This is a genomic window from [Bacillus] selenitireducens MLS10, from assembly GCF_000093085.1.
GTDB classification, from domain to species: Bacteria; Bacillota; Bacilli; order Bacillales; family Salisediminibacteriaceae; genus Salisediminibacterium; species Salisediminibacterium selenitireducens.
The window spans coordinates 393,585-412,781 of record NC_014219.1 but is presented as its reverse complement, the minus strand read 5'-3'; the positions used below and the strand labels follow the sequence as shown (position 1 = coordinate 412,781).

Sequence of the window (19,197 nt, the reverse complement as noted above, 5' to 3'; positions counted from 1 at the left end):
TCAGTCACGCTCCTTATAGAAATCCGTCTTATACGTCAGTTTCTCAACAAGCCTGTCTCCGACAAGAAGAATCGCCGGAAGCAGGAACAGGACCATGAGGAAAGCCAGCAGGGCGCCCCGTCCGATGAGAAGTCCGATGGATCCGATGATCGGATTCGTCGAGGTGAGAAACAGGATAAATCCGACACTCGACAGAATCGCCGCCGAGATCGAGATGGAGAACGTCTTGTTGTTGACGGTATCGATGATTGCCGCACGCGCCGGCATCCGCTTGCGGTTCTCCATGAAATTCTCGGTGAACAGGATCGCATAGTCCACCGTCGCCGCAAGCTGCACGGTTCCGACAACCAGATAGCCGATATAGACGAGCGGTGTGTCTGTCACATACGGCACGGCCAGGTTGATCCATACCGACGACTGGATCGTCACAAGCAGAATCACCGGAAGCAAAAGGGACCGGAACGTCACCATGATCACGGCACCGATGGCAATGACCGTCATGATGTTTACAGCCCGGTTATCGTCCAGGACGATGTCTTTAATGTCGTAGAGGGAGACACTCTCCCCGAGGGCATGGAAGCCGTCCCCGTAATAGGCCCCGGCATACGATTTGACTTCTTCCACTACAGCAAAGGCCTCGTCCCCTTCGGATTCCGTTTCCGTATAGAGGATGAGCTGACTGTAGTTCTCAGAGAGAAAAGCCTCTGTCATCGATTCATCAAGATGTTCCTGAGGAATCATCGAACCGATCAGCTCATTGTAGGACATGATGCTGTCGACTTCCGGGATGGCCAACAGATCCTGTTCAAGGGACAGCTCCCGGGGCACGTCTCCTCTCGGCACGAGAAGCACGATCGGCGTCGACTGTCCGAAGACCTCGTTGACTTTCACCTCATCCGCTCCGAGGCGCGTGTCCTCAGGCTGCTCGCCTATGCCGTAGATAAAGCTCGTCTCCTGCTGGGCGAGATACGCAGGGAAAATGATCAGGGCCACGAGGACGATCGAGAAATAACGGACTTTGACCACACGCTTGCCGACGTTTCGAAACTGCGGGAACATCGGCTTATGCTGGGTCTTGTCGATCCATTTGAACAGCCAGACCGTCAGAGCCGGCAGGAACACGACGACGCTGATGAAGCTTAGCGCGATGCCTTTGACAAGGTTCAGACCAAGATCTGCCCCGATCTCAAACTCCATGACCGCAAGGGCCATAAAGCCGAAGAACGTCGTTGCTGCACTGGCCGCAATCGCCGGAAACGACTGGCGTACTGCCTTTTGCATCGCCGTCACCGGATTGGAATCCGTCTTCCTTTGATCGCTGAAGCTGTGGAGCAAAAAGATCGCATAGTCGAGAGCGACGGCGAGCTGCAGGATCGGCGCGACGGAATTGGTGACGAAGGAGACTTCTCCGATGAAGATGTTCGTCCCGAGATTGATCAGCACCGACACCCCGATCGCTGTCAGGAAAAACAGCGGCTCCACCCAGGAAGTCGTTGAGAGGATGAGGATAATGATGATAATCGGCACGAGCAGGAGGGCCGCGAACAGCGTCTCCGTAAACGCCATCTGCTGCGACACGGCCGTATCAATCGCATCGCCGACGAGGGCATTCTCCTCGCCGATCAGCTCGTAGATCTCATCTGTAATTGCCAGCTCCTCCCCTTCCTGAATCGTCATCTCGATGATGGCATAGCGGTCTTGGTAATACGTCTCGAGCATCCCTTCATCCACGAGTTCAAGGGGCGTCCGAAGATCCACCACGTCGTCAAGCCAGGTCACATCCGACACGCCCTCAATCGCTTCGAGGCGGTCTTTGTATGTGAGGGCTTCCTGCACGGACACGTCTTCGATCATGACTCTCGCATTCTGCATCGGACTGCCGAATTCTTCTTCAAGAACATCTACCGCCACCATGGACGGGGAATCTTCAGGCAGGTAGTCGTTGATGTTGTAGTTCACCGTCACAAACGGGATCATCACGGCACTGAGGATGGTCAGGGCCATGAATACAAGGACGACTGATTTATGATAATGGGTAATGATTTCCGTGAATTTTTGCACACCGAGCACTCCAGTCATTGTTCATTAACTTAATCATTATAGCCCCGCATGATTTGATAATCAACAAACAGTACGCTATACTGTGTACAAAAACCGACAGAGTGTTGTTTTTCATCAGAAAACAGGAGGGATCAGCCCATGAGCAGACGAACCGACCGGCGAGTGCAGTATACACGATCCGTCATCGAAGAGAGTTTCCTTACCCTCCTCGAACAGAAACCGCTCCATTCGATCACCGTTAAGGCGCTCTGCAGCGAAGCGGATATCAACCGTTCCACCTTTTACTCCCACTATAAAGATATTCACGACCTCCTTGAAGGCATTCAAAAGCGGATTATGGAAGACGTGGAGGCGATGCTCAACGCCTTCGACTACACAAAGGACGACGAAGCCCTTGCGATGACGACAAGCCTCATGCGCTATCTGAAAGAGAATCGCCGGAACAGCCGGATCATCTTCAGCGACCACGGCGATCCGGACTTCCAGCGCCGGGTCATTTACCGGGTGCACCGTCACCTCCTCCAATCCTTCTTCCGGGATCACGTGAAAGATACCCCGATTAATCCGGATCATCTGAGCACGTTCGTCATCCACGGCAGCATTGCCGTCGTGCACAGCTGGGTGCGAAACAATATGGAAGAGTCGCCGGAAGTCATCGCCTGGATGATTGCCAATTTCACCAATCACGGCATCAGCGCCGTCGGGTTGCAAACCCCTTGAATGTCAGATGTCAGACTTGATTAACCGTTTTCAATCCTATATAATAGGGAGACCGATTATACGGCCAGCAATGGCGGAAAGAGGCGACCGACGATGGATAAAGAACAACTGATGCAACAAGCCCGATCAATTAAACAGCATGCCTACGTCCCTTACTCCAAATTCCCTGTAGGGGCAGCCTTTCTGATGACAGACGATCGCGTGATCACAGGCGTGAATGTGGAGAACGTCTCTTTTGGGGCGACGAATTGCGCGGAGAGGACCGCCATGTTCACCGCGATGGCAGAAGGGTACCAAAAAGGCGATTTCAAAGCCGTCGCCGTTGCCGGGGATACGGAAGACTTCCTCCCGCCCTGCGCCATCTGCCGGCAGGTCATGGCTGAACTGTGCCCGCCCGATATGCCGATTTACCTGACGAATGCGAAAGGCGAGATCAGCACACACACGCTGAGGGAGATCCTCCCCCTTGCCTTTACCGATCTTGACATGTAAGACCCAAGCGCCACGCCGGACTCCGGCTGGCGTTTTTTTGTTCACATGTCACCTTGGGAACTGTGATAGAATCGACAAGTATACTCAACAAAGCCAGGAGTGATCAATCGATGAACAAAAAAGATATCGCCCATATCAAGAAGCAGTTCAAACCGAATAACGACCTCATGACGATCTCGGACATCTTCAACGTCTATATTATGAAAGACACGAGTGAGATCTATCATTACGAAGCGATGCCCTTCGACCTTCTCGAAGATGAACAGAAGGAACTCTTCCTCGCCAACTTCAAAAAGGTACTGACAGGTCAGGCCGATGAGAAGCTGTTTGAGCTGAAGTTCCGCCGTGACGTGTCAAACAGCACGCAGATGATTCTCCATCAGGGGCTTCTGTCAGCCGAAACCGAATCCTGGACCGACGAGATGCTCAAGATTGTCGCCAAGATGCTTCATGAGAAGACGTATGAGATGGACCTCGTCATCACCTTTATCCGCGGCACGTACATGAAGCCCGTCAAGCAGTCCGCGGACATCACCTCAGAAGAGTCAGACCGGGACTCCGTCTATGCCCACGGTTTTATCCTCTGCAGCATCAACAAAACCGAGGATCCGAAAAAAGAGCTGCTTTTCGACTATGTGGAGAAAGAATTCAAATACAACATCCTCGTCGATCCGGTCATCAACCTGAAAGCACCGATCTCGGGCTTTCTCTTTCCGTGCTTTAATGACGGCGCCGCCGATGTGAATCACGTGCTCTACGCTGCAGGAAAGGCCCATGAACCGAACTACCCGTTTATTGAAGACGTCCTGAACGCCGAAGAAGTCACCACTGCTCAGGAAGACAAGATCATTTTTGAAGAGATCGTCAAAAGCGCCGTCGGAAAACCCATGAGCACTTCCACGCTCTCGAACGTCTACGAAGAGATCAACCGGGTCGTCGAAGAGAACGAGGATGACGAACCGCCCCGTCTCGACAGTAAGGACGTGGAAGACGTCCTCCGCATCAGCGGCGTCGAGGATGTGGATACGGAAAAGGTGGAAGCCGCCTTTGAGGAAATCGTCGACGACCGGCAGTATGCCTTCAAAGCAACGAGCGTCATGCCGAAATACCAGTCCAAGTCCATCAAAATCAAAACAAAAGCCGCCGACCTGTCCGTGAGCCCGGAGGACTTGCGTTTTCTCAGGCAGGTGGAGATCGACGGGCGCATCTACCTCATGCTTGAAGTGCCTGAAGCGGCGCGCATTGAAGGCTTTGACATGATCCCGGAAGCCCTGTTTACAAAAGTTGAATCCGAAGAGGACTAAGGTCACGTTCACTCTTTCACAATAGTGGTATATAATGAATGTAACCACTTACAAAAGGAGAGATTGATGATGGCAAAAGCAACCTTTAAAGCGACCACCCAGCTCCACGAAGGAACCAAGGTCACGGCCAAAACCCGGAATTTCACACTGACGATTGATGAACCGGAAAGCCTCGGCGGGACAGACACCGGCATGAACCCCGTTGAAGCCGTTCTCTGCGCCCTCGGCGCCTGCCAGGCAATCGTCGCGCGGGTGTATGCACCGAAGTTTGACATCTCGTTCACCGACCTTTGGCTCGATGTCGAGGGGGATCTTGATCCGGACGGATTCATGAACAAAGCCGACGTGCGCCCGGGCTACTCTGAGATCCGCTATACGATGCACATCAAAACCGATGCCCCGAAAGACAAGGTCGATGAGTTCGTGCGCTTTGTGGAATCCAAGTGTCCCGTCGGCGACTCCCTTGAAAACAACGTGTCGATGAAGCTTGCGGATGTCGTGATCGAAAGCTGATTGCTTTTTCCACCCTCTATACAGGATAAACGCGAAAACCAGACGGATACAGCGTCTGGTTTTTTCTATGTTCCATATGAATTCCGACCAGACAAACTTCTCAATTATCATGATATATTGCCATTAAATGAGAATCAGGTTGAACTTGAAAGCGCAGACAAAACGCGATAAATCGCTTTGTCACAACATTTATATTGTTAAATGATCAGGATAATCCCTATTCATTTTTGATTTTAATTGTAATTGTTATTGTGAAAGGTTTGACAAACAATTCGTTTTATATAATAATAAGCATTGGTTAAGAATTCTTATTAACAGAATTCAAAACAGCGAACCTAATATTCATTATCTATAAGGAGGATGATTGATTATGTCAATTATCGGCACAGAAGTTCAACCATTCACAGCACAGGCTTACAAGAACGGCGATTTCGTCGAAGTCACAGAAGAAAACTTCAAAGGCCAGTGGACAATCCTTTGCTTTTACCCGGCGGATTTCACATTCGTCTGCCCGACAGAGCTCGAAGACCTGCAAAATGAATACGAAACACTCAAGAACCTTGGAGTTGAAGTATACTCCGCTTCCACGGACACGCACTTCACGCACAAAGGCTGGCACGACAGCTCCGAGACAATCGGAAAGATCGAATACGGCATGATCGGCGATCCGTCACAGACGCTCTCCAGACAATTTGACGTATTGAACGAAGAATCCGGTCTTGCGGACCGCGGCACGTTCATCATCGATCCTGACGGTGTCGTTCAGGCTGCGGAAATCAACGCAGAAGGCATCGGCCGTGACGCAAGCACCCTCGTCAACAAAATTAAAGCGGCACAGTACGTCCGTAACAATCCAGGCGAAGTATGCCCGGCCAAATGGGAAGAAGGCGACGAAACATTGACACCAAGCCTTGACCTCGTCGGCAAAATATAAGAGCAGGAGGTGCCGGATATGGTACTCGACAACGCCATTACTCAACAGCTGAAACAGTATCTCGACCTCCTCGAAGGGGACTTGACGTTCAAGCTTGACGCAGGCAGCGACGCCAATTCAGACAAACTCGCGGGCTTTGTCCGTGAGGTGGCGTCGATGTCGCCACGCATTACCGTCGAAGAAGCAAGCCTTGCGCGTACGCCAAGCTTTACCGTCACACGGACGGGCGAGAACACCGGCGTCACCTTCGCCGGCGTTCCCCTCGGACACGAGTTCACATCGTTTGTCCTTGCGATCCTCCAGGTAAGCGGACGGCCGCCGAAAGTGGAGGAGGAAACACTCAATCAAATGAAACAGCTTGAAGGCGACTTTACGTTTGAGACGTACGTCAGCCTCAGCTGCCAAAACTGTCCGGAAGTCGTTCAGGCTCTGAATATGCTCAGTGCCGTCAACCCAGGCGTCACGAACACCATGATCGACGGCGCCGCATTTAAAGACGAAGTGGAAGCCCGTGACGTCATGGCCGTACCCGCCGTCTATCTGAACGGTGAATTCTTAGGCGGCGGACGCATGACCATCGAAGACATCCTTGAAAAGCTCGGTCAAGGGACCGATGCCTCCGAACTCGACGCAAAAGATCCGTTCGATGTCCTCGTCGTCGGCGGCGGTCCCGCAGGCGCGAGTGCGGCCGTGTACGCCTCAAGAAAAGGGATCCGCACCGGAGTTGTCGCCGAGCGTTTTGGCGGACAGGTGCAGGATACGATGAGCATCGAGAACTTCATCAGTGTCAAAAAGACCGAAGGACCGAAGCTTGTCGCGAGCCTTGAAGAGCACGTCCGTGATTACAGCGTGGATATCATGAAGAGCCAGCGCGTCAAAGCCGTTGATAAGAAGGATCTCTTTGAGGTCACCCTTGAGAACGGCGCAGTCCTTAAAAGCAAAAGCGTCATCCTCTCCACCGGTGCCCGCTGGCGAAACGTCGGGGTTCCGGGTGAAGAAGCATTCAAAAATAACGGTGTCGCTTACTGCCCGCACTGTGACGGCCCGCTCTTTGAAGGCAAAGACGTCTCCGTCATCGGCGGCGGCAACTCGGGTGTGGAAGCCGCCATTGACCTGGCCGGGATCGTCAATCACGTATACCTGCTTGAGTTCATGCCGGAACTGAAGGCTGATGAAGTCCTGCAAAAGAAACTCCACAGCCTGCCTAATGTCACTGTCATTACGAATGCACAGACGACAGAAATCACAGGTGATAAAAAAGTGAACGGCATTTCCTACAAAGACCGTGTCACAGAAGAAGACCGGCACATTCCCCTTCAGGGCGTGTTCGTGCAGATCGGACTTGTGCCGAACACCGAGTTTCTCGATGATTCCATCGAGACGACCCGCATGGGCGAAATCGTCGTCGATCAGCACGGCGCAACCAACGTCCCGGGGCTGTTTGCTGCAGGAGACTGCACCAATACCCCCTATAAACAGATCATTATCTCGATGGGCTCCGGAGCGACCGCTTCCCTCGGCGCGTTCGATTATTTAATCCGCTCAGAGGAACCTGTCGTATCTGTATAAATAGAGCAAAAAACAGGACGGCATCCGGTTCAGTACCGGTTGCCGTCCTGTTTTATAGAAGAGGGACGTTTTCTTTCTCTTATTGGAGTGATTCAAGCCAATCCACGGTGAGATCCACAATCTGTTCAACCGCTTCCTCGTGGCTGATCGTGGCCTCCCCGTCTCCCCGCTGCGGCCCGTAATCACCGAAAGAAGCATGATTGCCGCCTTCGATCCACTCTTCGAAAAAGGCATCAGGCATATATCCGAGTCCTTCTTCATAGCTCTCGCTGTTTAACACCCGGTCCTCTTCCATCTGAATGGAAAGGACGGAAAGAGACGTTCCGTCAAGGCGTCCGCCCTCATCAGGATAGGCCCCGTGAAAAAACACCCCGTCAAGTTGGTCCTCATGGTCCTTGGCAAACCTCGCAGCCATGGCACCACCGAGAGAATGGCCACCGATGACGACCGGACTTCCCCCGATCAATCCCAGCGCCTGTTCACCCCTCGATATGCCAAGTACCGCCAGATTCAGCGGCATCGGAATCACCCAGGTTTCAACCCCTGCTTCCGCCAATTGCGACGCAAGATATGAATAAGATTCCGGTCTGACGAGCCCGCCCGGGTAATACATGACATGACCAAGCGGCTCTCCTTCCGCGATAAACCGGATCGCACCGTTCTCGTCTTTCACATCGCTCCATTCGCCCGCCATCGCATCGTCTGCGAGCGAACCAGCCGGATAAGACCGTAATAACAGCCAGATGATGGCCGTAATTGCCAAGGCGACACCGAGAAGGATCTTCCATTTATGTTCCCAGATTACTGCCACATTTCATTCCCTCGTTTCATGAGTCTTTCTTCACTCATCTTATCACTCATTTGGTTTGAATGCGCACGATTTCGCTTTTTCCCTGTTTCAAAAATCTTGAACAGAGGAATAAAGAGTAGTGGACTGCATTAGCAAAATGTGATGATTCTCATTGAAACCGCTGCATTATCACTGGAAAGATTGATCGAACCGGCAGGGGCGGCAGTCGGACAGCCGGGTCACTGGGAAAACAGAGAGACTCATGGAAATAAAGGATCGGGATTTCACTGAGTGTTCCCCTTTCATTTTCGCTCTCAGTTTATTATAATTATAAACAGAGATTGATTACAGCTCATGATCATGAAGCTGTTTCTCAATAATCTACTTTTTTTCAGGACAGGGAGGAGATTTACAGATGGACGAGCAAAAGAAAATGAATTCACAGGGCATGTGCCCGGTTATGCACGGTGGTGCAACAAGTCCCACACGGGGTGGTACGGCAAACCAGGAGTGGTGGCCAAACCAGCTGAACTTGGATATTCTCCATCAGCATGACAAGAAAACAAACCCATTTGACGAAGACTTCGATTACAAAGAAGAATTCAAGAAGATGGACTATTTTGCCATGAAAGAAGATCTGAAAAAACTCATGAGAACGAGTCAGGACTGGTGGCCTGCCGATTACGGTCATTACGGTCCGCTCTTTATCCGTATGTCCTGGCATGCCGCAGGTACGTACCGTACAGGTGACGGCCGTGGCGGCGGCGGAACCGGTACCCAGCGCTTTGCACCACTGAACAGCTGGCCGGATAACGCCAACCTTGATAAAGCACGACGCCTCCTCTGGCCAATTAAACAAAAATACGGCAACAAAATTTCCTGGGCAGACCTTCTCGTCCTCGCAGGAAACGTCGCCATTGAAGACATGGGACTCCCGACATACGGTTTCGGTGCAGGTCGTGAAGACGTTTGGCATCCTGAAGAAGATATTTATTGGGGCTCAGAAGATGAATGGCTCGGTGATAACCGCTATGAAGGGACCCGTCAGGATCTCGAGAACCCGCTCGCAGCCGTACAGATGGGCCTCATCTATGTGAACCCGGAAGGACCAAACGGTGAACCGGATCCGCTGAAGAGTGGCGAAGACATCCGTGAAACGTTCAAACGGATGGGTATGAATGATGAAGAAACCGTTGCTTTGACAGCCGGTGGACACACATTCGGTAAATCACACGGTGCCGGAGATGCCGCACACGTCGGCCCTGAACCGGAAGCAGCACCTGTCGAAGAAATGGGTCTCGGCTGGAAGAGTGCACATGGATCCGGTAAAGGTTCTGACACGATTACGAGCGGAATCGAAGGTGCATGGACGCCAACACCGACGACGTGGGACAACACGTATTTCGAACTGCTTCTCGGCTACGAGTGGGAACTCGTCAAGAGCCCTGCCGGTGCCTATCAGTGGCAGGCCATCGACGTCAAAGACGAGCACCTCGCTCCTGACGCTGAGGATCCAAGCAAGAAGGTCAAGACAATGATGACCACTGCCGATATGGCGATGAAGATGGATCCTGAGTACCGCAAGATTTCCGAGCGTTTCTACAACAACCCGAAAGAGTTCGGAGAAGTATTCGCCAAAGCCTGGTACAAGCTGCTTCACCGTGACATGGGACCAAAATCCCGCTATCAGGGACCTGAAGTGCCGGAAGAAGATCTCATCTGGCAAGACCCTGTTCCTGCAGGTAACTATGACCTGACAGAAGCAGATATCAAGGAATTGAAGGATGCGATTCTGAATGCCGGTCTGTCTACGAGTGAACTCGTCAAGACCGCCTGGGGATCTGCCGTGACGTTCCGCGGATCCGACTACCGCGGCGGTGCCAACGGTGCCCGCATCCGTCTTGAGCCACAGAAGAACTGGGAAGTCAACGAACCTGAACAGCTTGACAAGGTGCTCAAAGTCCTCGAAGACGTGAAAGCCAAGTCCTCAAAAGACGTCAGCCTTGCAGACCTGATTGTCCTTGGCGGTACGGCAGCTGTTGAGAAGGCGGCGAAAGAAGCCGGCGTCGACCTCACGGTTCCGTTCACACCAGGACGCGGTGACGCATCGGAAGAACAGACAGACGCTGAAAGCTTCGACGTCCTTGAACCGATCGCAGACGGATTCCGCAACTACCTGAAGAAGGAATATGCCGTCAGCGCGGAAGAACTCCTCGTCGACAAAGCACAGCTTCTCGGCCTGAGTGCGACAGAAATGACGGCACTCATGGGTGGCATGCGCTCTCTCGGAGCCAACTACCAGGGTTCTGACCTCGGCATCTTCACAGACAAGACGGAAGAACTCAACACCGACTGGTTCAGAAACCTTGTCGATATGAACATCGAGTGGAAGCCGGTGGATCATTATGTATACGAGGGACATGACCGCAAGACAGGCGACGTGGTGCGTAAAGCATCCCGCGTTGACCTCGCGTTCGGTTCCAACTCCATGCTCCGTGCCATTGTTGAAGTCTACGCACAGGATGACAACAAAGAGAAATTCGTGAAGGATTTCGCTAATGCATGGGTGAAGATTATGGACAACGACCGCTTCGACGTGAAGTAAGTCAAATCATACAAAGAGCCGGCAGTACGGGACCATCCCGCGCTGCCGGCTTTATTTTGTACTGTTTGAGGCTTCGCGACAAGCCAAGCCTTTTCCTTACGTTATCAGATCTCATACCTCAACATTACAGGTTGGTCCGGAATACTCTTCCTAAGCCTGGCGGTTTTTCTTCGCCACCGCCAGCATAAAAAGCCCCAGACCTGTCCCAATCAGAACGCCTTCTGCCATATTCCCCGTCAAATAACCGGCGCTCAGTCCCGCCAATACGCCAGCCACAATCAAAAAACGACCTCTGTTTGCTGTCATCCCTTCACCTGTCTTTCTTGTGATTGTGATCCACATCCGTATTGATCGCCTCTGCAAGTTTCCGCTGCAGATCAAAAATTTCATTCTTTGCCTCATGATCCGGATTCTGTTGTGCCTGCCCTTTGCTTTCAGGCGGATCAGCCTCATCCGAACTGAGCAGTTCTCTGATGCGTTCTCCAAGCCGGCTGTCCTCCTGAATCCCCAGTTCCGCCGCTTCACGGGCAATCTGTTTCGCCACTTCCGGATCCGTGCGGTCAAAGAGGTCAAGGGCATCTTCAAGCCATTGCGCCAATTCCCCTTCCTCTTCCCACTCCTCATTGAAGGAAGTGAGCGTCTTACCCCGCTCCCGGAGTCGGTTTTTCAGCATCAGCCACACGAGCAGCCACGGTTCAAATGCCCGTTCCTTTTCCCCGATTTGCTTTGCTCTGTATCCTTTTTTCATGTTTCGCATCATGATTTTCTGTTCCGCGCGAGTAAAGATCGACATGGTCATCCCTCCACTCATTTTCCTGATTTTGTACGGTTTCTTTCATTGTAACAACCCTCACTTCTTCGCTTCAAGAAAAAGCCTTTCTCTTGAACCCCTTGCCTGACAACGGTTTACGCAGGTTAATGTCAAGAATGTCAACAAGCACTGTGACGAAATTGCACTAACATTACGTTGTTTATCATAAAATCGCTCACACTGTTGGGCATCGTATCTTGCTGTGATGATGCGATTCGTTCGATGAAGCAAGCAAACATGAGTCTCTATCCGTATCCGGATCCGGCCACAGCCTTTTTCATATGAGCAAGTCATTTCATCCAACTCCACGTCCCGACAATAGAAGGTGAACAGACAGAAAGTCTTTCGGGACGATCTCTACTCGGTTTCGGTCCAGTCGATGAGTCTTTTCTGTTTCATTCTACAAAGAAGATCAATAGCCGCTCATGCTCTGACTCGTTGACACTCATGTGTGAATGTGGTTAACTGACAGGGTAAACTCAATAAAAAGTCTTCTAGGGTTCCGCGGTATTTGGTGCCGGTCTGGTCCGAGAGAAGACACACAGATCGATCTGTGACACGGAGGGACAAAAGCCCGGGAGATACTTTGACCAGTATACTCCGGGCTTTTTTACGGTTTGATACGGATTCAATATTCCAGGAGGTAAATAATCATGGCTTTATTTTTGGGACTCATAACCGCGATGGCGTTTGGCATCGGGGATTTTCTCGCGGGACAGGTGACAAGACGCGTTCCGACACTGATTGTCGTATTATATGCACAGCTCTTCGGCACGGTGATGATGCTCATCGTCGCCTCTTTGACCGGCTTTCACATGAGCCTTTCAAGCTTTTGGTGGGGAGGACTCGGCGGCATCGCCATCGGCTTTGGGTTCCTGTTTTACTTTAAAGCGCTCGCCATGGGCAAGATGGGTGTCGTGTCATCAGTGACCGGGACTCTTTCCGCTGTGGTTCCGGTTTTGACCGGCCTCTTCTTAGGGGAGCGGCCCGGAACATTCGCACTCGTTGCCGTCGGCATCATTATGATTGCCATTGTCCTGATTTCGAAAAAGGAAGTGGAAGGTGACGCTGAGGACGGTGACGGACAGAAGGTTCTGTCATTTGCCGCCATGGCCGGTTTTCTGATCGGGCTCTACTTCGTATTTCTGCATATCCCGCCGGAAACGGAAAGCATGTGGACCGTCTTCTTTACCATGGCCGGCTCTTTTCTAGCCGTCAGCTCCGTGCTTCTGTTCAGACGGGCGGACTTTCTGACCCTCAACCGGACCGGTCTCGGCTACATCTTCGGCAACGGTTTTCTGCAGGCATTCGGCACGATCACCTATATTCTCGGTGTCAGCATCGGGCTTCTCTCCATCGTCGCCCTCGCCGGCGCCCTCTCCCCGCTCTTCACCGTGCTCTGTGCATGGCTTTTCATTAAAGAAATGCTGACAGTTCCACAGAAATGGGGCATCACACTCGCCCTGACAGGGGTCGTCCTCCTCGTCCTGTCGACGTAACGGATTGTTTTCTAAGAATAACAATCCGTTCATGCATTAGCAGGAGAAAGGTTGACAGAATAGTTCTCCAATTCTCAATATTAGGTAATGTGTTTAAATTATCTCCCTATAACGATATACTGACATATAAATAAGTCTGAAAATTGGAAGGGGTTTTACCCATGCCTCAACAAAAGCGGGGATTATTCCAGCGGTTTCTCGATATGATCGAAGTCGCCGGCAATAAACTGCCTCACCCCGTCACGCTCTTCGCCATTCTGACATTCATCGTCATCGCGCTGTCCGGCATTCTGTCCGGCATCAGCGTTGAACACCCCGGCGAAGAAGGGGAAATGGTTCAGATTACCAATCTTATGAACGCCGAAGGGCTTCAGTACATGCTCTCGAGCATGGTTGATAATTTCATCGGCTTTGCGCCACTCGGGGTTGTCCTTGCCACCATGCTCGGGATCGGCCTGGCTGAGCGTACCGGCCTGATCAGCGCCTGCCTTCGCGGCTTCGTTCTCTCGATCCCGAACGTCCTGATTACAGCCGGTCTCGTCTTTGCCGGAATTATGTCAAGCGTTGCTTCAGACGCCGGCTACGTGGTCCTGCCTCCACTCGGAGCCGTGATTTTCGCCGCTCTCGGCCGCCATCCGTTGGCCGGCCTTGCCGCAGCGTTCGCCGGAGTTTCCGCAGGGTTCAGCGCCAACCTGCTACTCTCGGCAACGGACCCGATGCTCGGTGAGATGACCATTGAAGCCGCCGCCATTGTGGATCCGGCTTATGCAGAAGGTATGAACATCGCGATGAACTATTACTTCATCGCCGCATCGGTCTTTATGCTGACGATCGTCGGCGCCTGGGTTACGGAGAAAATTGTTGAGCCACGGCTCGGTAAGTACGAAGGCGACTACCGGGAAGAACTGAAAGGTCTTGACCCAATCGAAAAGAAGGGTCTCAGATGGGCAGGCCTCTCCCTCCTGATCGGGATTGTACTCGTGCTGTTGACCATCGTTCCGGCAAACGGACCACTTCGGGCCGATGATGGTCAGATCATTCAGTCGCCGTTTATGGACGCACTTGTGCCGATTATCGCCATCCTGTTCTTTATCCCCGGCCTCTTTTACGGAATGGCCACAAAGAACATCAAAAATGACAAGGATGTTGCCAATCAGCTCTCTGACACGATGGCTGCGATGGGGATGTTTATCGTACTCGCCTTCACTGCCGGTCAGTTCGTAGCCTATTTCGGCGAGACCAATATGGGCCTTGTTCTCGGGGTATACGGTGCGGAGCTCCTTGAAGCTGCCAATCTGACAGGTATTCCGCTCATCCTCGGGTTTATTTTCGTCGCCGGTTTCATCAATCTGTTTATCGGTAGCGCCTCAGCCAAATGGGCGATGATGGCCCCTGTGTTTGTGCCGATCATGATGCATCTCGGCTATTCACCGGAGATGACACAAATGGCATACCGGATCGCGGACTCAACGACCAATATCATTACCCCGCTCATGACGTATTTCGCCATTATCATCGCTTTCGCGCAGAAGTATGATAAGAAGATGGGGATCGGTACAATGATCTCGGTCATGTTCCCGTATTCCATTATCTTTATGATCACCTGGACCATTATGCTGATCGTCTGGATGCTTCTCGGCATTGACCTCGGCCCTGGTTCACCAATCACGTACTGACCACCATCATGAAATCAACAAGCAGCCAGTCGTCCTGTATCAGGATCGACTGGCTGCTTTCGTCGTTTACACCCCGTTTCCGGGCACCGTTACCTTTCTCCACTTCATAATTAAGCGCTCTGTCAAAAACCCTGCTGCCACACCCGCTATAATCGGGATGAACGTGATCTCGAGGTTTCCCGGCCCCCATTCGAGCGTCAGGTAGGGAATCCCCGTCGCATTGCCAACACCAAAGAGCACGGCTGCGGTCGATACTGCTGCAACAATGGGCAAAAATACCGGTTTCTTCATCGAACACAGTTCCCCTTTCGTCAGGCTACTCCATCTCAAGCCTGTACTCTTCCTGATACGTATCAAAAAGCGTATCAATATGTGCGTCGATCTCCTCACCGAGGGCTTGCATCTCATCTGTGTCCTCAGGAAAACCGCCGAACACCTCTTCCACGTATGCGTCCACAAACAGCTGGGACCGGTACATTTTCTCTTCCCATTCCTTAAAGTAGGCAAGCTCATCCATATCAAGGCGCTCTGCCTGTTCATCGATGAAAGCCCGGTCCTCCCAGAAGGCCAACCGTTCTTCTGCATCGGAATCCGGGAACAGCATCTGCCTCGATGCATTCACCTCGTCCTCTGATACGGTGATCCCGAGGTCTTCTGCTTCCTTTATCATGACCCGTTCTTTCAGATATTCTTCTATCATCGACGGATCTGTATAACGGAAAAAATAATCCTCCATGGTAATGGTTTCTCCGTCCAGGGTCGCAATCACGTACGATGGATCCTCCGCATTCGCCGCACAGCCGGTGAGCGCAATGAGGAACAGGCCCAAAGTCCATCGTTTCATCAGGCGTCCGCCTCCTTTCGTCATCAGATCTGATCCAAAACCAGACATGCTGCCAAGACAGTGTACGAAAAAACACCTCTTAAGGAAATGGTATCCGAAAGAGGTGCCTGTGACAATACGTCCCGAGGTTGAAATCCCGATCTTTATTCACCCACTGAGCTCTCACTCAAAAAACGGCGTCAGTTTTCTTTCAATCTCTTTTCGCCTTCCTTCAAGGAAAGGAGGCAAATCGAGCTGCTCACCAAGGGTGGCACCATTCCCGTCAATGGCAAAACCGGAACCATCAGTGGCGATTTCAAAGACGATGCCGTTCGTCTCTTTGAAATACAGGCTCTTAAAGTAGTAGCGGTCGACGATCCCTGCCGTCTGAAAGCCCCATTCCCGGACTTTTTCTTCCCAATACGCCAGCGCTTCATCGTCTTGTACCCGAATTGCGAGGTGATGAACGCTCCCCCGCCCCGGTTTCTCCGCAGGTCCGTCCTGTTCGACACCTACAATTTCGCCGAAAACCTCCCCTTCCACAGACTGAAAGACCGCTTCTTGATCTGTTCGCGACACTTCTGTGTAACCAAACAGCCCCGTCAATGTATCTGCGAGTGCATCCAGGTCCCGGACGGTCATCTCGACGCTGCCCATCCCCTGAATCTGATGCCGGTCGGGCAAATCCGACTCAGACCAGGTTTCCCAATGGTCGACCTTTTGCCCGTTGGAGAGAAGCAGGACGAGCCGCAGCCCTTCCGGATCTTCAAAAGGGAGCGCCCGGTGTCCGGCATAGGTTGTGATGCCGTCATGGGTGACACCATGCGTGTCAAAGCGCGCCTCCCAATACCGAAGGCTCGCTTCCGACGGCACAAGAAGGCCGATGCGGGTGATCGCATTCGTGCCCCGGTAAGTCCGTCCGACTTTCGGAATCTCAAAGAAGGACAGCTCCGTTCCGGGACTCCCTGTTTTGTCTCCGTAAAACAGATGGTACATGGACGGTTCATCCTGATTGACGGTCACTTTCACCCGGCGCAGGCCGAGAACCTCCTGATAGAACCGGTTATTTGGGATAGCGCGTTTTGTAATCATGGATATATGGTGATGACCGGCAATGCGGTGCATATTGATCTCCTCCTTTGTATCTTCGTTCATTGTACGCCCTTCTGAAACAGGGAATCAAGTATTTTATCTCGAATTCGAGATAATTAAAATTCTTGTTCCCGCAAACCTCACCGAACGACCAAAAAAAGAACCGGAACGGCTCTTGCTTTGCCGTTCCGGTCCATGTTGACAGTGTCGGCCGTCCGATTACTCGACGGTGACGGATTTTGCCAGGTTTCTTGGCTTATCCACGTCGCAGCCTCTGTGAAGGGCTGCGTAATAAGCAATAAACTGCATCGGAATGACGCTGACAAGCGGGGTGAAGAGCTCGTGCACGCGCGGAATGACGATCTTGTCATCCGCCTCTTCGAAGCCTTCCATGCTGATCATCAGCGGGTTCGCTCCACGGGCAACGACTTCCTTCATATTGCCACGCAGATTCAGGTGTACCGATTCCTGTGTGGCGAGCCCGACAACAGGAGTGCCTTCTTCAATAAGGGCAATTGTGCCGTGCTTCAGTTCCCCACCGGCAAATCCTTCTGCCTGGATGTAGGAAATCTCCTTGAGCTTCAGGGATGCTTCCATGCAGACGTGATAGTCCATACCGCGTCCGATGTAGAAGCAGTTGCGCGTGACGCTGAGATAATCGCGGGCCATCTGTTCAAGCTCGTCTTTCTTCTCCATGAAGATGTCCATGGCGTTGGCAACAATACCGAGCTGTTGCATCGGATCGAAGTCAATCTCAATGCCTTTCGCTCTCGCGGTATCCACCGACAGAATGGCAAGCACCGCCATTTGGGCCGTATAGGCCTTCGTTGAGGCGACGGCAATTTCAGGACCTGCATAGGTATGCAGGGTATAGTCCGCTTCACGGGACAGGGTCGATCCAGGCACGTTCGTAATCGTCAGGGTCTTGTGACCAAGCTCCTTCACATTCACGAGCACACCGCGGCAGTCCGCTGTTTCACCGCTCTGCGAGATAAAAATAAAGAGTGGGTTCTGACTGAGGATCGGCATATTGTAGAGAAATTCACTGGCAATATGCGTTTCCACAGGGATCTGTGCAATCTTTTCAATCATTTCTTTTCCGACGAGTCCGGCATTAAAGCTCGTTCCGGCCGCAATGATGTAAATACGGTCCGCATCAAGTACAGCCTGCCGGATATGCTCATCAAGCTTAATGTTCTCGTTCTCATCTTTATATTTCGTAATGATATTTCGCATCGTAAACGGCTGCTCCTCAATCTCCTTGAGCATGAAGTGCGGGTATGTGCCTTTCTCAATATCCGTTGAATCGATCTCTGCAATATAGGAATCACGGGTAACTGTGTCGCCGTCAACGCTCTTAATCTGCACGTCGTCACGGGTCACGATGACCATCTCACCGTCCATGATCTCGACGAATTCATTGGTCACCTGAAGCATAGCCATGGCGTCACTTGCCACCACGTTCACGCCATCGGCAAGACCGACGAGAAGCGGGCTTTTGTTCTTCCCTACATAGATCGTTTCCGGATTCAGCTCATCAAGGAGTGCCGTCGCATAAGATCCTTTCAGCAGGCTGAGCGTCTTTCTGAACGCTTCTTCCGTCTGCATGCCGTCTTCATTAGCGAACTTCTCAATCAGCTGGACGATGATCTCCGTATCGGTATCACTGACCATCTCCACATCCGCAAGATACTCGCGCTGCACATACTCATAGTTCTCGATAACCCCGTTATGAACGAGGGTGAAGCGTCCGGATCTGCTCTGATGCGGGTGGGCGTTGACCTGGCTTGGTGCGCCGTGAGTCGCCCAGCGTGTATGTCCGATCCCGACCGGTCCCGGCTGGGCCTGGTCCATGGAATCACGGAGAATGGCAATCCGGCCCTTCTCCTTGTATACGTGAACCCCGTCTCCATTCACGAGCGCGATACCGGCGGAGTCATAGCCCCGGTATTCAAGACGTTCAAGTCCTTTTAATAAGATTTCATTTGCTGCAGCTGTTCCTGCATAACCTACGATTCCACACATAATAATCATTTCCTCCCTGATTGCGGGACAGAAATGCACGGGGCACCTCTGCCCCCACTCTTTGAATGTTGTTGTGATCTTAGCTCTCATGGACGGCCGCTACTGGCACGGTGCGTGTGTTCGAAGCCGGTTACACGGTTGCATCACCCGTTGTTCACAGAGTCACCTCTGCGGTTTGGGGTCATGCCTGTCGACTGTGTGTCAGCCGGGAGGCATCCGCCGAATCATTCGATGAACCTCCACCTCGTCAACTGCCTGTATGATCAGACAGTTCTGGCGCTTT

Annotated in this window: 17 protein-coding genes and 1 riboswitch; of the genes, 9 read left to right on the top strand and 8 right to left on the bottom strand. The window is 52.1% G+C overall.

Features of this window, described 5'->3' with window-relative positions; translation table 11 throughout:
* Entirely contained in the window at positions 1–2,079 is a 2,079-nt protein-coding gene (locus BSEL_RS02105) for an efflux RND transporter permease subunit (RefSeq protein WP_041581680.1), read from the bottom strand.
* A gap of 120 nt (positions 2,080–2,199) precedes the next feature.
* Here BSEL_RS02105 and BSEL_RS02100 point away from each other — a divergent pair, with 120 nt between their 5' ends.
* The 6 genes from BSEL_RS02100 to ahpF all read left to right on the top strand — a co-directional run bounded on the left by BSEL_RS02100 (position 2,200) and on the right by ahpF (position 7,593).
* A complete protein-coding gene (locus BSEL_RS02100) occupies positions 2,200–2,781 on the top strand; it encodes a TetR/AcrR family transcriptional regulator (RefSeq protein ID WP_013171362.1) in 582 nt (193 codons plus the stop codon).
* Positions 2,782–2,814: 33 nt separating this feature from the next.
* Positions 2,815–3,273, top strand: a complete 459-nt coding sequence (locus BSEL_RS02095; protein WP_269815730.1) for a cytidine deaminase — start codon at positions 2,815–2,817, stop codon at positions 3,271–3,273.
* A 110-nt stretch (positions 3,274–3,383) separates the two neighbouring features.
* On the top strand, positions 3,384–4,577 hold the full coding sequence (locus tag BSEL_RS02090) for a DUF4317 domain-containing protein (protein ID WP_013171360.1): 1,194 nt from the start codon (positions 3,384–3,386) through the stop codon (positions 4,575–4,577).
* A gap of 69 nt (positions 4,578–4,646) precedes the next feature.
* On the top strand, positions 4,647–5,090 hold the full coding sequence (locus BSEL_RS02085) for an OsmC family protein (RefSeq protein WP_041581679.1): 444 nt from the start codon (positions 4,647–4,649) through the stop codon (positions 5,088–5,090).
* Positions 5,091–5,460: 370 nt separating this feature from the next.
* The gene (gene ahpC, locus BSEL_RS02080) at positions 5,461–6,024 is read left to right on the top strand and encodes an alkyl hydroperoxide reductase subunit C (RefSeq protein WP_013171358.1); all 564 of its coding nucleotides are present in this window, start codon (positions 5,461–5,463) and stop codon (positions 6,022–6,024) included.
* A gap of 18 nt (positions 6,025–6,042) precedes the next feature.
* Positions 6,043–7,593 carry an alkyl hydroperoxide reductase subunit F gene (ahpF, locus tag BSEL_RS02075; RefSeq protein WP_013171357.1) on the top strand — a complete coding sequence of 517 codons (1,551 nt, stop codon included), beginning with the start codon at positions 6,043–6,045 and terminating at the stop codon, positions 7,591–7,593.
* Between the two features lie 79 nt (positions 7,594–7,672).
* Here ahpF and BSEL_RS02070 read toward each other — a convergent pair whose 3' ends face one another.
* Positions 7,673–8,404, bottom strand: a complete 732-nt coding sequence (locus BSEL_RS02070; RefSeq protein ID WP_013171356.1) for an alpha/beta hydrolase — start codon at positions 8,402–8,404, stop codon at positions 7,673–7,675.
* Between the two features lie 394 nt (positions 8,405–8,798).
* On the opposite strand from BSEL_RS02070, the gene katG reads away from it, so the two are divergent.
* Positions 8,799–10,988, top strand: a complete 2,190-nt coding sequence (gene katG, locus BSEL_RS02065; protein ID WP_013171355.1) for a catalase/peroxidase HPI — start codon at positions 8,799–8,801, stop codon at positions 10,986–10,988.
* A 150-nt stretch (positions 10,989–11,138) separates the two neighbouring features.
* Here katG and BSEL_RS02060 read toward each other — a convergent pair whose 3' ends face one another.
* Both BSEL_RS02060 and BSEL_RS02055 read right to left on the bottom strand, forming a co-directional pair.
* Positions 11,139–11,294, bottom strand: coding sequence for a hypothetical protein (locus BSEL_RS02060; protein ID WP_013171354.1), 156 nt, complete (start codon positions 11,292–11,294; stop codon positions 11,139–11,141).
* A gap of 4 nt (positions 11,295–11,298) precedes the next feature.
* Positions 11,299–11,781 (bottom strand): hypothetical protein, encoded by a 483-nt coding sequence (locus BSEL_RS02055; RefSeq protein ID WP_013171353.1) that lies wholly within the window; start codon positions 11,779–11,781, stop codon positions 11,299–11,301.
* 501 nt (positions 11,782–12,282) lie between these two features.
* Positions 12,283–12,382: riboswitch (guanidine-I (ykkC/yxkD leader) on the top strand.
* A 70-nt stretch (positions 12,383–12,452) separates the two neighbouring features.
* Here BSEL_RS02055 and BSEL_RS02050 point away from each other — a divergent pair.
* Together BSEL_RS02050 and BSEL_RS02045 are read left to right on the top strand one after the other, a co-directional pair.
* Positions 12,453–13,298 (top strand): DMT family transporter, encoded by an 846-nt coding sequence (locus BSEL_RS02050; RefSeq protein ID WP_013171352.1) that lies wholly within the window; start codon positions 12,453–12,455, stop codon positions 13,296–13,298.
* A 161-nt stretch (positions 13,299–13,459) separates the two neighbouring features.
* Entirely contained in the window at positions 13,460–14,974 is a 1,515-nt protein-coding gene (locus BSEL_RS02045) for an AbgT family transporter (protein ID WP_013171351.1), read from the top strand.
* A gap of 66 nt (positions 14,975–15,040) precedes the next feature.
* Here BSEL_RS02045 and BSEL_RS02040 read toward each other — a convergent pair whose 3' ends face one another.
* From BSEL_RS02040 to glmS, 4 genes are all read right to left on the bottom strand, one after another.
* Complete coding sequence (locus tag BSEL_RS02040; protein ID WP_013171350.1) at positions 15,041–15,265, bottom strand: hypothetical protein; 225 nt, start codon at positions 15,263–15,265, stop codon at positions 15,041–15,043.
* A gap of 25 nt (positions 15,266–15,290) precedes the next feature.
* Entirely contained in the window at positions 15,291–15,818 is a 528-nt protein-coding gene (locus BSEL_RS02035) for a SurA N-terminal domain-containing protein (protein WP_013171349.1), read from the bottom strand.
* 162 nt (positions 15,819–15,980) lie between these two features.
* A complete protein-coding gene (locus tag BSEL_RS02030) occupies positions 15,981–16,922 on the bottom strand; it encodes a ring-cleaving dioxygenase (protein ID WP_041582150.1) in 942 nt (313 codons plus the stop codon).
* 186 nt (positions 16,923–17,108) lie between these two features.
* Positions 17,109–18,914: a glutamine--fructose-6-phosphate transaminase (isomerizing) gene (gene glmS, locus BSEL_RS02025; RefSeq protein WP_013171347.1), complete on the bottom strand. Its 1,806-nt coding sequence runs from the start codon at positions 18,912–18,914 to the stop codon at positions 17,109–17,111.
* Positions 18,915–19,197 lie beyond the last annotated feature (283 nt).

Coding starts and splice junctions, on each gene's coding strand:
- BSEL_RS02045 (WP_013171351.1), top strand. CDS start 13,460: ATGCCTCAACAAAAGCGGGGATTATTCCAGCGGTTTCTCGATATGATC.
- BSEL_RS02035 (WP_013171349.1), bottom strand. CDS start 15,818: ATGAAACGATGGACTTTGGGCCTGTTCCTCATTGCGCTCACCGGCTGT.
- BSEL_RS02050 (WP_013171352.1), top strand. CDS start 12,453: ATGGCTTTATTTTTGGGACTCATAACCGCGATGGCGTTTGGCATCGGG.
- BSEL_RS02055 (WP_013171353.1), bottom strand. CDS start 11,781: ATGTCGATCTTTACTCGCGCGGAACAGAAAATCATGATGCGAAACATG.
- ahpF (WP_013171357.1), top strand. CDS start 6,043: ATGGTACTCGACAACGCCATTACTCAACAGCTGAAACAGTATCTCGAC.
- BSEL_RS02100 (WP_013171362.1), top strand. CDS start 2,200: ATGAGCAGACGAACCGACCGGCGAGTGCAGTATACACGATCCGTCATC.
- BSEL_RS02040 (WP_013171350.1), bottom strand. CDS start 15,265: ATGAAGAAACCGGTATTTTTGCCCATTGTTGCAGCAGTATCGACCGCA.
- katG (WP_013171355.1), top strand. CDS start 8,799: ATGGACGAGCAAAAGAAAATGAATTCACAGGGCATGTGCCCGGTTATG.
- glmS (WP_013171347.1), bottom strand. CDS start 18,914: ATGTGTGGAATCGTAGGTTATGCAGGAACAGCTGCAGCAAATGAAATC.
- BSEL_RS02090 (WP_013171360.1), top strand. CDS start 3,384: ATGAACAAAAAAGATATCGCCCATATCAAGAAGCAGTTCAAACCGAAT.
- BSEL_RS02060 (WP_013171354.1), bottom strand. CDS start 11,294: ATGACAGCAAACAGAGGTCGTTTTTTGATTGTGGCTGGCGTATTGGCG.
- BSEL_RS02085 (WP_041581679.1), top strand. CDS start 4,647: ATGGCAAAAGCAACCTTTAAAGCGACCACCCAGCTCCACGAAGGAACC.
- ahpC (WP_013171358.1), top strand. CDS start 5,461: ATGTCAATTATCGGCACAGAAGTTCAACCATTCACAGCACAGGCTTAC.
- BSEL_RS02030 (WP_041582150.1), bottom strand. CDS start 16,922: ATGCACCGCATTGCCGGTCATCACCATATATCCATGATTACAAAACGC.
- BSEL_RS02105 (WP_041581680.1), bottom strand. CDS start 2,079: ATGACTGGAGTGCTCGGTGTGCAAAAATTCACGGAAATCATTACCCAT.